We start from the raw sequence: 13539 nt of genomic DNA, 5'->3' as shown, positions 1-13539 counted from the left end.
TGACACCCGAAGATCCGGCCGGTCTGTCGGTCAACCGCCGCACAGTCGGAAACGTTCCACTGCGCAGCAGTCGCGGTCCTATCCGCCTGTGAGGGCCTTGATCGAGCCCTCGGCAAGTGCCTCCAGTGTCTTCTGCGCGACGGTTGGGGCGGCCTTCTTTACGCCGTCGTAGATCTTCTCGACCAGTTGCCGGATCCGGCCTCGGTCGGGTTTGCCACTGCTGGCTTCAGCGTGCAGCTCATCCGCGGTTTCTACGAGCCGCCGCTCGTCGTCTGCAGGCAGCTTGAGCGTCGGTGCCAGTTGGTGAGTGCCGCCGGCCAGTTCGAGAACGTTGAGGATAAGTTCGGCGTCGAGTCCCGTGTGGGTGATGGCCTGGGCGAAGTCCTGGCCGGCCACGGACACGTTGCCGTGATTGTCGGTGATGTGCACGGTGGTGTTCGTGGTCGAGTGGTTTGCCACCGGTCGCACGGCTCCGCGGTTCAGGTACTCGTTCACATCTCCTCCGAAGTCCGAGACACAGGTTCGCCCAGCAACGGTCAGGACTGGTCTGATCCAGCCGTTGTCCGCTCCCATCGCCCGGACTGCCTTGGTGAGTTGGTTCTCGTAGAGGTATTCAGCCGCATGCCGGATCTGGCGTTCGCTGTAGTCGGCGCGATGCTCATCCGACTTCGCAAATGCCGCCCAGGTGACTGGGGCAGAGCCCTTCTCCTCTTGCTCATCCAGCCAGAGGAGCATCGCTGTGCGTAGGTTTCCGGTCCGGATCTTCGGGTCAGCGCGATCTGCCTGCAGCTGCTGAACTGCCTGGATACCTGCTGCTTTGATCGTGGGGATTGCGCCCCCGAGCGTGTGAAATGCCTCGACGTAGCCATTGGTTTCGAGCAAGCGGATCAGCGTCTCGCCGTACTCTCTGTCCAGCTCCTCTGCACGCAGATAGGCGGCCAGGACCTCCCTCGAGTTCCCGCCAATCTTGTGGCATTCGTAAAGCCGTTCGAGCAAGTCTGTCGCGTGCTGCTCTATCTCCGTCGCCATGTTCCCCCTCCAAAGAGCTGATGGTCGGCTGCACGATCATGTGCCGTAGCCGAAGACCCGTACGGCCAAGCCTACGAACGCCCCCGGACAACGTACGGAACGTCGATGAGGCCGGCGGCGCGGGCTTTGGCGGCGCCGGGCGGCGGTCGGTCTCAGCCATCGACGTCGACCGCGCAGTCGCGTAGGTACCGCTGGACCGTGTCGACGTCGACGGCGATCGCGGCCAGGTCGTCGCTGAACGATTCCGGGATCGTCTGGCCCTCGTAGGCCTCAGTCAGCATGCCGGCCAGCTGGCCGGCCCATTCGTTGGAGTCGTCGAACCAGTCGTCCAGGACGTCGCTGGGGTGGACAGGCTCGGGGGTGCCGGAAGCGGCTGCGGGCTCGTCGGTGATGAGGTCCGGATCAGAGCCGGAATTGCTCACGGGAATACCCATTTCCGCAAGCTATCCGCGACCACCGACAGATCCAGGCTCCGCACCGCGAGCGGGAGACTCAACCGCCAGTGATCGCCTGGGCTGCCCACCGACGTCGGTCATGCTGGTGGCGACCGGCGCGCCCGGAGTCGGCTCGCTGCCGGACCGACCGGTGTCGACTCGACGAATGTGGCAAGTACGCACGCACGTTCCATCCGAGGCCTGGCATCCTGAGGCGATGAGTGAGGAGCGCTACAGCCGCTTCGCTGTGCCCCGCCCCGAGCACCTCGGCGAGGCGCACTGGGGTGCCATCAACATCGAAGTCGACCGGTTCGTGCGCGCGCTCGAAGATGGAGACGACGCTCAGGCGCTCGGTCAGCTCAAGTGCGTGGTCGAAGCAGTCGCCAAGGTGGTCCACGACATTAATGGCCAGCCCGTCGGCAGCAACTCCAACTTCGACACCATCGTCAACGGTGCCCATGATCTGCTAGCCCGCCAACCAGGGCGCGAACTTGCCTACCAGTCACCCTTTGGCGACGTCGCGACTCAGGCCCGCAAGATCGCAGTCAACTTGAGCCGAATCCGCAACAGCTACGGGGGCGGGCACGGACGTGCCAGACAGCCGGAGCTGCAGGCCGAGATGCTTGACTTAGCTATGGACGGCGCTCTCATGTGGACGCGCTGGGCGCTGCGTCGCATCGGCCACTATCTCTACGGCCGGCCAGAGACCTTGATCCGGGATCTAATCGGTGACCCGTACGGCCAGATCGTCTTCTACGGCGGGACGCTGACGGAGCGTCTAGCCGACGCCAACCTCGGTGGCATCGAGGAAAGACATGCTCGGGCTATTGGGCTGGCAGTTGGGCAACGAGCAGCGCGTGACACGTTCATCGTTCGCCACGAGGGTGTGCAGGCGGCCATTGACGACGACAGCCTCGAACGGTGGCCAGTGCCCTACCGGCTTGGGGTCGCCTACGGTTTGCTGTTCACGCCGGAGGAGTTGCCGACCCTCACCACCTACAACCTCTTGCAGGCCATGCAGATCTGCGAGCCGGTGCGTGAGGCCCCTAACGAGGTCAGTGCCATCCTTAACCGAGTGCGAGCCAGCAGGCCACCTGGTCCTCTGCTGGAATCGAGCCCAGCGGTCACGCAACTGTTGTGGCTGATCCAAAATGCGCCCCGCCGCCGACCTGAGGAAGAACACGAAGCCTGGCGCGGGCTATGGGTTCACCTCGTCGGTTAGGGCCACCACCGGCATGCGGTCCCGGTGGTCGTTGGAGCGGTCACCCCGCCGACCGGTCTGGCTCATCGGCTCGTCGTCACGAGTTCGTGGATCGCCAGCCGCGACCTCGTCGGGTCGGCCAGGTGCGGGCCAACGGTTGACGAGGGGGCGAAGCGGGCGATGACTTGCTCAGGCCGGTACACGGTCTCGAAGAGCAGGTCGGGCGAGCAACTGTTATGTGGTCACGCTCAGTCCGGTTCGGCCGGGACGATCTGGCGCCGGGACACCCAGCGCATTGTCTGTCTAATGCGTCCCCATCGTCCGGGAACGCGGAGGTCTTCGGACATGCCCTCGGCCAGTAGCAGCTCCGCCCTCTCGTACGCGGCGGTCAGGGGCCCGCCGGGCACTTCCCCGTTACACTCCGCGTCCAGCCAGACCTCATCTGCCTTCTCGATCTGGTCGAGCACATCGCTCCACAGGATCTGGATGGCTTTTGGTGCGTAGAGGTGGACTCGGGGCGTCAAGAAGCGCGGCGGAAGGGCCGGCCCCGGGTCGAGGTTTCCAACCCGTCGGCGGAACTGGGTCTCGATGGAGTCCAGCATCTCGGCGTACAGCTTCTCTACGCGGGAGTGGTGCCGAGCTTCTCTGCCGTGAGCGGTGCTGCCTCGGTAGGTCGCGAGGACGCCGGCGAGGCCCAGGACGTATGGGCCGGCCTCCTTGACGAGGTCGACGGCAAGGCTACGACGACGAGTCGGAACGGCACACGCCAGTGCACCAGGGGCTCCGCCCCCGACCCCCGGCCCTCTCTCGGAGAGGAAGTCGGTGGGTGGTGTCTCTCATCGATCAGGCGGGCAAGCTCCACACACCAGCAGGTGGTTGTCCAGACTCGCTCCGCTCGACCACAGGCAACAGGAACAACCACTGCTGGCGCGTGCACCCAGAGGGCGCGCCTAACCGACGAGAGACCACAGCACGTGTGCGGATACGCCGGACCGCGTAACTACGTGAATCCGTGCGGCGGGGTGACAGGCGCCACTCGGATCGGGCACGGTAAGGGGCCGCGGCGCGTCACAGGCTCGGCACAGTGTCCAGCTGGGGGGCCAATGACATCACTTGACCAAGTTCGGCGTCAGATCCGCCGCAAATCGCGCAACCGGGATGTGGCACGAACACCAAAACTCGGGTCGCTTCGACTGCTCGGTGCTGGTGCCGCGGTTGCCGCGATCCTCGGTGCCGCCGTGCTCTACGTTCTCCTGGCCCGGCTGCTCGGCGTCGATTGGTATTTGAAGCCACCGGGTGACCGTCAGCCGACTATCCCGATCGCTGACCAGCAAAAGCTGCTCGCCGATCTCGTCAAGATCGCCCTCGGACTGGCCGCCGGCATCGGGGCCGCCTTCGCCCTGGTCGTCGGATACCGCCGGGCCCGCGTCGAAGAGGCCAGCAGCCACCGCGACGACCGCCGGCTGTTCAGCAGCCGCTACCAAGACGCCGCCGACCTCATCGGTAACGAAAAACCCGCCGTCCGCCTCGCCGGCATCTACGCGATGGCCCGACTCGCCGACGACTGGGAGGAACAGCAACAACAGTGCATCGACGTCCTGTGCGCCTACCTACGGCTGCCCTACGAACCGGTGGAGAGCGACCCAGGTGAACGCGAGGTCCGCCTGACCATCATCCGTCTCATCACCGCCCACCTCCTGCCCTCGGCTACCCAATCGTGGCAAGGACGTGACCTGCACTTCACCGGCGCAGTCTTCGATGGCGGCGACTTCCGCCATGCTGTGTTTTCCGGCGGCGAAGTCAATTTCAGCGAGGCTCAATTCTCAGGCGGCAAAGTCGACTTCACGGGTGCGCAGTTCTCCGGCAGCACCGTCGACTTCATCAACACGCAGTTCTCGGGCGGCAACGTCAGCTTCCGCGGAGCGAAGTTCTCGGGCGGCAACGTCAGCTTCCGCGGAGCGAAGTTCTCCGGGGGCATGGTCGAGTTCGCCCAGGCGCAGCTCTGCGGCGGCGAAGTCGACTTCAGCCACGCGCAGCTCTCCGGCGGCGACGTCGTCTTCACCGCGACGTTGTTCTCTGGGGCCGATGTTCGCTTCAGGCTGACGCGGTTCCTCGGCAGTGACGTCCACTTCAACCTGGCACAGTTCTCCGGCGGGACCGTCGACTTCAGCGGCGCCGAGTTCTCTAGCGGCACAGTTGACCTCAACGACGCGCTGTTCTTCGGCAGCACCGTCAAGGTCAGCGAGGCGCACTTCTCCGGCGGCACCGTCGACTTCAACCATGCGCAGTTCTCCGGGGGCATCGTCGTCTTCATTCGGCCGTCGTTCTTCTCTGGCACCCTCGACTTCGGTCAGGCGCAGTTTTCCGGCGGCATTGTCCATTTCGACTTCAGCGAGGACAGCTTCGTCGAGGGCACAGTCAATCTGTCCGAAACGCTTCTCGATGCCAACGGCGTCAAGCCGAGCGGCCTTCCAACGGGGGCGATCGCGGGTCTGCAGCTACCGAACTGGCTGTAACAGTCGTCATCGACGGGCGGGAGCAGGCCTGATCACAGGCCGCGCCCGGAGCACCGCAAGCACGACCGGTGGATTGTGAAGTCCCAACAACGCAAGGCGTCGTCGCAAGGAACGGCGGCCTGGTCGACGTCGTGATAGGTGGCGGGCACGGCTGTCTCGTTGGACCGCACTGGAGGCACTCGAACGCGCCGGCGCTGTGGATCAGTACCGGACCGCGGCGGGCGGGGCTGCCGAGTTAAGGCCGTCCCACTCTTCGGCGAGCTGGAGAGCCGTTGCGGTGATCGGGTCCATCAACGTCGCGCCCCGCAGCAGGTCGCCGGATTCGTCGGACCTCGGAGGGCGCCTGACCGACGAGAGACCGAAGCACGATGCGGTACGCCGTACGACCCTGGTTCGCGCTGATCTAACGATGCAACCACGTGGTTCGGTCGGCGCTCCGCCTCGACCCGGGTTCGTCGTCCCGGAGATTCCGAAGCCGGTTCCTTTGATGGGGCCACGACGCCAGACGTGGCTTTCCGTGAAACCCGACCCCGGTCGCTGATGATGAGGTGGGACGATTAACCGCCGAACGCCCGTCAGGAGACGCGACCGATGCCAACCACGCTTTCTGGGGTGTTGTTGTTCGTCGTACTCCTGCTGCCGGGCTTCTTCTATCAAGTCGGCAAGGAGCGCAGGGGAACCGAACGGACCACATCGGTGCTGCGGGAGACAGCTACAGTGGCGGCCGTCAGCGTTGCCACTGAGGCCTTCGTACTCATCGCCACGTCCTGGCTGTGGTCACGGCATATCGACTTTGGGCGGCTTGTCCGGGAACCGCGCAAGTACTGGTACTACCACCCCGAGACCTTGCTCTGGTGGGCGGTCGGCCTGCTCGTGGCAGCGATTGCGGTGGCGTACCTGGTCACACTGTTCCGCGGCGCAAAGGTCCCCCCGTGGGGTCACCGCGTGGCGCGGGGACTCAAGTGGATCCGAATCAGAAAGCGCCGGCCGCTCTTCGCGGCCGTACGTTGGCTCTGGCAGCGGATCACTTTCGTGCACCCGTCGACGATGTCCGCCTGGTTCGCACTGTTCCACGACGCCGAGGGCTTCGAGATGTTGGTGGACATCAGACTCACCGACGGAGCGTGGGTCAGCGGCGCGGTTGTCTCCTACAGCAACATCGGTGCGGACACCTCGGACCGAGAACTGATCCTGGGTCCGCCGATCAAGTGGCGCGGACCGAAGGGAAAGGTCCTCCACGACTACCCAGTCTCGAACGTGACCATCTCAGCCCGTCAGATCTCGGCCATGTTCGTGTCGAAACTGCAGCGCGACCAGAACATCAACGACTACCGGACGCCGGCCGTCAGTCGTCCTCAGCCGGAGGCTGCGGAGGAAGCGGCACCTCCGGAACAATGAGCTTGTTGGCGTTCTGACCGGCTTGGGGCGGGTTCCCCGTCCTAGGCAGAACCTGCTGGCCTTTCTCTTCGGTTCCCTTCAACGGGCCGCCCAGCAAATGCTGGCCGTACTTCTGGCTGTCGTCACTGTCGTCGACCATCGTGATCCTGTCAGCCACCCTGACCTCCTCTTGCTCCTGGCACCGTGCTGAGCGTTCGTAAGTACGCATCTCGACGACGGTAGCCCGTCACCCCGACAGATCCTCGAGGGCCTCGCCGCGGATGCTGTCCTGATCAGCGGTAGAAGTCCGTTATACCGGCTCCGTGTCTGACCTTCGTCACTGGTGAGCGTCGCGCCAGTCAAAGCCTCCAATGTAAGAGGCATCTTCGCGCCGGGCGGACGTGTGTGGTGCGCGGTGGGGCTTGCGTTCACACATCTTGGTTGCTCTACCGTGCGCTGAGTGCCGCCCGACTCGGTCGACGGCTCCACCACCGATTCGCGTGTCTGACAAAGATCAGGGTTCGACGCAACGTTAGGGGTTCGACCGGTACATGCTGCTTGTCGAGCAGCGGAAGCGCTGCTTGTTGTACCAGAGCACCGAGACCGCGCGGCCGCTGGTGACGGAACGGATTGGACCGGACACAAGGGCTTTCGGCATCTAGCGTTGGCCATATGAGAGGAGAACGAGGTTGGGCGAGTACCCCCGATCGAGTCGCCGGACTACCGGCGATTCGCGCAAGCTAGCGGAAATAGAGAGGCGGCCCCCGGCTGGACCCCGGGAAACCGCCTCAGAAGAACCCACAGACCCCTGTCAAGAGAACTGGAGCTCCATAGTGAGCGTAGAGCGCCCATTGGCCTCGGTGCCACCACCCCGACCCGGCCACATCATCCTCGCGACGCTGCTGTTCGGATCGTTGCTGCTGCTCGGCGCCAAGCTGGGCATACCCGCCACCGCCCTCGCTGTGGCCGCCGGCCTTTGGACGCCGACGTGCATCCTGCTCGCGCGGCTCAGGGGCTGAGCGGCTATAAGTGCGAGCAAACGCCGGCGACGTACGACGGCCCCGTACCCGCCTCGGGCCCAGGGCCGTCGTACCCGCGGTGGGTCAGTCGCGCTCGATCAGCTCGATCTGGTCGGGCCCAGAGTTGCTGTCCGCGTCCGGTGCAGAAGAGGCGGGTTCGACGGTGGTTTCATCGGCTCGTTGAGGCGGCCTGGCTTCTTCGGTGGGTGTCACCTCTTTGAGGGCCCATCCGGTCGGGAACGTCTTGTCCAGTGCGAGCTTCTTCGCAGCCCGCACGCCGTGAACGCAGGAGAAGACGAGGAACCAGGCGAGATGCTGGCCTTGTTCGCTGTGGAAGAAGCGAATCGCGAGGTTGGTCAAGCCGGCGAACGCGGCCACTAGAAGCCCGAGGGTCGGGTCGATGCCGCTCAGCGCCTGGCTGATTGCGGTGATGAAGTCGGTCGTGAGATCTGCGGTCATGGCGGTCGACACCGGCTCCCGTAAACGGGCCGTGCTCTGGTGCGTCCATGAACCTGGAAGTCGGGTCTCTCCTTGGGGTCGAAGTGGTTTCCACCGCCGAGCGGATGCTCAGCTGGTAGTGGACGCCACCAGAGCACGGGACTTGCACATCGCGATGACTCCAGTCGCAGATCGGCGTCGGCCCAGACGGCCGACTTACGACTCCGTTATACGTCGCTGCACCGACAGTCTGCAGAAACGCCCCCACCCCGCGCCCGTCTGCTTTGTTTCAACGCCCCACGAGGCCCTACCGAGGTGCCATTCGCCTCTCCCGGGTCGCCGAAGCCTTCCGTCAACGACCGACCACTACCTGCCTCACCCAGTCCCCCTAACTACGAGGGACCCTCACGGCCCGCGCCCGCCGGTACAGCTCCACGTGCCTCGGGCGAAAATCACCACCTGCCGTGCCGGTCGCGGGTCGCGGGAATCCGGTCGGCGCCGGCGAGGTGGGACAGCGTATTGGGGTTGAGGCCGAGTGCCTGTGCGGCTTGACGGGTAGGGATGCGGCCGCGGTGGACGGGGTCGGTCAGTGCGTCGGTGTCGATGAGGTGCTGGACTTCGTCGATCGAGATGGGGTCAGGGCTGTAGCGGTGCCGGGTCAGTAGGCCGGTGCGGAGGAGCTCGCGGAACTTGTCGGTGCCGACGCCGAGCATCGCGGCGGCCGCGCCGGTGCTGATGCGCCGGCTCCACTCGACGGCGACGCGCTCGGCGCTGGTCCGGGGGATCTGCCAGTTCTTCCGTGGCGGCCCCTGGTACGCGCCTTCGAACTGGCCGGCGACCGCCATGCGGTGAACCGTCATCCTCGTCGCGCCGAGGATCCGCCCCACCTCGGCCAGGGACAGAAGTTCGTCGGACGGGTCCGAAAGCGAAAACGCGCTCGCTGTCACTGGTCGGCGGGGGAGAAGTGCCGGGCGCAGTACCAGGTGCCCTCGTGGTGGATCCAGCCGTGGCTGGTGAGCCAGCGGGTGACCGCGCTGGTGCTGATGTCGGCATGGCCGGCCAGCTCGGCACTGGTCATCACGCTGTCGCCGCCGCAGGGGCACATGACCAGGTCGGCCCCGTGCGGTTGGCAGTGGTCGCAGTACCAGTGCTCGCGCACTTCTCCCGGCCGGTCGGGGTCGGCAAGGAGCCAGACGGTTCCGAGTGCGTCGCGTAGCAGCCGTTGGTCGCGCTGGCCGTTCGGCCGGTGGCCGCAGCCCGGGCACGACGACGTCGTCGGCGGCGCCGGCATCGACAGCGGGGCGCTGCTCACTTGCTGCTCGGCCGGCTCGGCGGCGCTCAGCACCAGCTGGGCCTCGTGCTCTGTGACCACGCGGTGTACGACGGCCAGGCTGACGCCGACGCCCTTGGAGATGGTCCGGAGCGATTCGCGTTCGGCCCGGCGCGCGAGGATCGCTCGGCGCTTGTCGGCGTCGACCACGGTGGGCCGGCCACCGACGCGGCCGCGGGCCCGGGCGGCGTCGAGACCGTTCTTGGTCTTCCTGGCGAGGTCGCGACGCCGGTCTTCGGCAAGTGCGAGGGCAAGATCGAGAATCAGGGACCGCTCGACGTGCTCGCCGGCGGCGATGCCTTCGAGCACCTTGACTGCCACGCCGCGCTGGAACAGGTCGTTGAGCACGATCAGTCCTTCGAGCAGGTTGCGACCGAGCCGGTCAACCTCCTGCACGGTCAGCATGTCGCCCTCGCGCAGGTAGTCCAACGCCTCGGTCAGCTCGGGCCGGTCCTCGGTGCGCAACGTGCCCGACAGCTTCTCCTCGAAGACCTTCACGCAGATCGGGTCGAGCGCATCGTGCTGCCGGGCGGTCTCCTGAGATCTAGTGCTGACGCGAACCAGTCCGACGAGAGCCATGCACACTCCTTGCGTTCGGCAAACGTGTTCGTTTAGGGATTCGGACACTAACCGTTTCCGAACAGGTTCCGAACACCATCACCAGCGTGGCGCGTCCAAGTTCCGCCGGGCCGCGCGCGCTGTTCGGAAATCGATCGTTTGCCGAACGGCGCCGGAGCCACTCACATCTTCGGCACCTCGACGGGTGGCAGCTCGCGCTGCGCACGCCCTGCCGATCGCGGTATGCGATCTTCATCGAACCAAGTCCGGCAACGGTCGACTCGCCATCGACCGGTGGCCGAGCACGATGCTCGGCCACGAGGCCGGCTCTATTCTGGGCGGGATCGCCGCAGGAGAAGAAGGGCCAAGACCTGGCGCGCGTTCTTACGCTGGTCCGGTTCCGGCGCGCTCAGCGCGGTGATGGTGGTGAGAGTGATGGTCCAGGCGTAGAGCGCCGCGGCGGAATGGGCTCCGTCGTGGAGGAGTTGCAGGAGTGTCATTGTCTGTCACCTCAGTGGTTTCGATGGGTGGTGCACGTGATGCCAGAAAGCCACATGGGTGAGGCGTGACGTGCGAGCCTAGGTTCGCTACCGTGCGACACGCCGTAGAAAGGCCGGACCACCCAGTCGTGATCCGGTTTATCCGCCTGATCCGGTCGGGTTCCGTACCGGGCATGATCTGCGGCCAGCAGACGACGCGGGGGAGCAGCGGGAGTTGATGACCAGGTTCGACGCCGAGCTACAACGTCTGCATCAGGTTGCCGGAGCACCCATGCCGGGTCAGCTTCGCGCCTTGTGCCAGCGGCGACTGGTCCCTGCCTTGGACGTGCCGGTACAAACGCTCAGCGACTGGCTGGGCGGCAAGGCGGTTAACGCCCGCCGGGCGGGCGATCAGGACAAGGTCATCGAACTCCTCGAGGCCTTGGCCGCAGAGATCGATCCCAGGCACCAGCGTCATGCTCTCGATTGGTGGCGAAGGCTACGCGTTCTTTCCAAGGCGGAGACCACGGCCGGGTCGGGCGCGGAGCCAGCCGACCGGCCGTATCTTGGGCGGACGATCGGTGAACTCACAGACGAGGATGCACTCGTCCACGAGGTGCACAAAGCCATCGCGCCTGATCGGTCCGGCGCTTCGGTATTGCCGCCGTACTTGGCGCGGAGTCACGACGAACTGCTTCGGCGCGAACTCCGTGCTGCCGGCACAGACAACCGGGTGATCATGTTGGTCGGCGGTTCGTCGACAGGCAAGACCAGGACCTGCTGGGAAGCTATGCGCGCGGAACTGCGTCACTGGAGAGTCTGGCACCCGTTGATCCCGCATCGCCCGCAGGCGGTCATCGACGCGTTGGCCGCCGACGTGATCGCACCGAATACGGTGATCTGGCTGGACGAGGCTCACAGATATCTGGAGCCTGCCGCCGGTGAACAGGTCGCCTCGATGCTCCAGGAACTGCTACACGATAAGGATCGCGGGCCTTTCATTGTGCTTGGCTCTCTGTGGCCGGATCGCCGCGACATCCTCACTGACAAGCAGTCGAAGGGTCATGAAGCTGCCCGGGCGCTACTGGATCCTGGGCGCTGCCTTGAGGTACACGTTCCTCCGAAGTTCTCTGCCGACGAACTGGCTGCGGCTCAGCAGCAGATCAGCGCCGATTCGCGCCTGAGGTTCGCTGCCGGGCAAAGCTCTCGGATCACGCAGCACCTTGCTGGCGCATTCGAACAGCTCCGTCGCTATGAAGGAGCAAGCGAGCATGCTCAGGCGATCATCCAAGCCGCAGTGGATGCACGCAGGCTCAGCAGTTGGCTCTACTTGCCCGTCGAATTTCTCCGCGCGGCGGCACCCGGGTACCTTGACCCCGATGTGTGGAACGGGACTGACGGCAGCCAGTGGTTTGATGTAGCGATTGACTACCTGAAGAAGGACTGCCACGGTGCCCTGGGGCCTCTGTCCGGCCGAAGATCGCTGCCGGGTGAGTCCATCGACGAGGCTGGTCTGCGGTTGTCCGACTACGTCGAACAACAGGTACGCAGCGAACGTGCCCGCTACTACCCACCCGGCACATTTTGGGCCGCCGCCGCTGAGGGCAGCGATCCTCACATTCTCATTGAGCTCGCAGCTGCGGCCCGTACCCGTGGACGATTCCAACGTGCCGCTCGCCTGTACCGCGGAGCCGCCGACCACGGCATCACCAACGCGCTGCACAAACTAGCGGAACTGCGCATGCGAGCCGGTGACCAGGCGGGAGCCGAACGCGTGGCCCGCGAAGCTGCCGACAGCGGCGATAACTATGCGCTGCGGCAGTTGGCGGTGCTGTGCATGCGAGCCGGTGACCAACCGGGCGCCGAACGCCTGTACCGCGAAGCCGCCAACCGCGGCGATACCAACGCGCTGCACGAACTGGCGGAGCTGCGCATGCGAGCCGGTGACCAGCCGGGAGCCGAACGCGTAGCCCGCGAAGCCGCCAACCGCGGCGACAACCACGCGCTGCGGCAGTTGGCGGTGCTGTGCATGCAGGCCGGCGACCAGCCGAGCGTCGAACGCCTGTACCGCGAGGCAGCCGACCGCGGCGACACCGACGCGCTGCAAAGACTGGCTGTGCTGCGTCTACGGGCCGGTGACCAGCCGGGAGCCGAACGCCTATACCGCGAGGCAGCCGACCGCGGCTACACCGACGCGCTGCAAAGACTGGCTGTGCTGCGTCTACGAGCCGGTGACCAGCCGGGAGCCGAACGCCTCGCCCGCGAAGCCGCCGACCACGGGCACCCCTACGCGCTGCACGAATTGGCCAGGCTGCGCCACGAGGCTGGTGACCAGCCGGGTGCCGAACGCTTCGCCCGCGAGGTCGCCGACCGCGGCGAGACCTACACACTGCGGGAGCTTGCAGAGGCGCGTCACAAGGCTGGTGACCAGCCGGGCGCTGAACGCCTCGCCCTGGAAGCCGCCAACCGCGGGGACAAATACGCGCTGAAAGAACTGGCGGCGCTGTGCATGCAGGCCGGCGACCAGCCAAGCGCCGAACGCCTGTACCGCGAGGCCGCCGACCGCGGCGACAACTACGCGCTGCGGCAGCTGGCGGTGTTACGTCTACGAGCCGGTGACCAGCCGGGAGCCGAACGCCTGTACCGCGAAGCCGCCAACCGCGGCTACATCGAGGCGCTGTTGGAACTAGCAGAGCTGCGCATGCGAGCCGATGACCAGCCGGGCGCTGAACGCGTGGCTCGCGAAGCCGCCAACCACCGCCACCCCAACGCGCTGCACAAACTAGCAGTGCAACGCGCGGAGGCTGGCGACCAGCCGGGCGCCGAACGCCTCGCCCGCGAAGTCGCCGACCACGGCCACACCTACACACTGCTGGAGCTTGTAAAGGCGCGCCACGAGGCTGGTGACCAGCCGGGCGCCGAACGCCTCGCCCGCGAAGCCGCCGACCGCGGCGACAAAGACGCGCTGAGAAACCTGGCCTGGCTGTGCCACATCGCTGGCGACCAGCCGGGCGCTGAACGCTTCGCCCGCGAAGCCGCCGACCACGGCCACACCAACGCGCTGCGGGAGCTAGTGGTGCCAATCATGCAGGCTGGCGACCAGCAGGTCGCCGAACGCCTCGCCCGCGAAGCCGCCAACCACGGCCACACCTACACAC

At 65.9% G+C, this 13539-nt stretch carries 11 protein-coding genes; 5 read left to right on the top strand and 6 right to left on the bottom strand.

Annotation, left to right across the window (positions count from 1 at the left end; all coding sequences use genetic code 11):
- Window positions 1–78 precede the first annotated feature (78 nt).
- The gene (locus tag BWI15_RS38615; protein WP_143465347.1) at window positions 79–1029 is read right to left on the bottom strand and encodes a hypothetical protein; all 951 of its coding nucleotides are present in this window, start codon (window positions 1027–1029) and stop codon (window positions 79–81) included.
- Between the two features lie 152 nt (window positions 1030–1181).
- Window positions 1182–1463, bottom strand: coding sequence for a hypothetical protein (locus BWI15_RS00315; protein WP_143465346.1), 282 nt, complete (start codon window positions 1461–1463; stop codon window positions 1182–1184).
- 217 nt (window positions 1464–1680) lie between these two features.
- Here BWI15_RS00315 and BWI15_RS00310 point away from each other — a divergent pair, with 217 nt between their 5' ends.
- Window positions 1681–2685 (top strand): hypothetical protein, encoded by a 1005-nt coding sequence (locus tag BWI15_RS00310; protein ID WP_077012209.1) that lies wholly within the window; start codon window positions 1681–1683, stop codon window positions 2683–2685.
- A gap of 227 nt (window positions 2686–2912) precedes the next feature.
- Here BWI15_RS00310 and BWI15_RS00305 read toward each other — a convergent pair whose 3' ends face one another.
- On the bottom strand, window positions 2913–3266 hold the full coding sequence (locus BWI15_RS00305; RefSeq protein WP_077012208.1) for a hypothetical protein: 354 nt from the start codon (window positions 3264–3266) through the stop codon (window positions 2913–2915).
- Window positions 3267–3767: 501 nt separating this feature from the next.
- Here BWI15_RS00305 and BWI15_RS00300 point away from each other — a divergent pair.
- The 3 genes from BWI15_RS00300 (at window position 3768) to BWI15_RS00290 (ending at window position 7576) form a co-directional block, all read left to right on the top strand.
- A complete protein-coding gene (locus BWI15_RS00300) occupies window positions 3768–5180 on the top strand; it encodes a pentapeptide repeat-containing protein (RefSeq protein ID WP_083750482.1) in 1413 nt (470 codons plus the stop codon).
- 591 nt (window positions 5181–5771) lie between these two features.
- Window positions 5772–6578 carry a DUF6338 family protein gene (locus tag BWI15_RS00295; RefSeq protein WP_143465345.1) on the top strand — a complete coding sequence of 269 codons (807 nt, stop codon included), beginning with the start codon at window positions 5772–5774 and terminating at the stop codon, window positions 6576–6578.
- Window positions 6579–7390: 812 nt separating this feature from the next.
- Window positions 7391–7576 (top strand): hypothetical protein, encoded by a 186-nt coding sequence (locus tag BWI15_RS00290; RefSeq protein WP_077012205.1) that lies wholly within the window; start codon window positions 7391–7393, stop codon window positions 7574–7576.
- 84 nt (window positions 7577–7660) lie between these two features.
- On the opposite strand, the gene BWI15_RS00285 is transcribed toward BWI15_RS00290, so the two are convergent.
- From BWI15_RS00285 to BWI15_RS39780, 3 genes are all read right to left on the bottom strand, one after another.
- Window positions 7661–8047, bottom strand: coding sequence for a hypothetical protein (locus BWI15_RS00285; protein ID WP_077012204.1), 387 nt, complete (start codon window positions 8045–8047; stop codon window positions 7661–7663).
- 419 nt (window positions 8048–8466) lie between these two features.
- Complete coding sequence (locus BWI15_RS00280; protein ID WP_143465343.1) at window positions 8467–8961, bottom strand: hypothetical protein; 495 nt, start codon at window positions 8959–8961, stop codon at window positions 8467–8469.
- On the bottom strand, window positions 8958–9923 hold the full coding sequence (locus BWI15_RS39780) for a recombinase family protein (protein ID WP_202817533.1): 966 nt from the start codon (window positions 9921–9923) through the stop codon (window positions 8958–8960). Before BWI15_RS39780 ends, BWI15_RS00280 begins: the two co-directional genes overlap by 4 nt.
- 696 nt (window positions 9924–10619) lie before the next feature.
- Here BWI15_RS39780 and BWI15_RS38610 point away from each other — a divergent pair.
- Window positions 10620–13539, top strand: a 2920-nt coding sequence (locus BWI15_RS38610) for a tetratricopeptide repeat protein (RefSeq protein WP_143465342.1), incomplete at its 3' end; no start/stop codon positions are given.

It is taken from the genome of Kribbella sp. ALI-6-A (genome assembly GCF_001984195.1).
Taxonomy (GTDB): domain Bacteria; phylum Actinomycetota; class Actinomycetes; order Propionibacteriales; family Kribbellaceae; genus Kribbella.
Note: the sequence above shows the minus strand (reverse complement) of the source record. Positions and strands in the feature narration are given on the sequence as shown.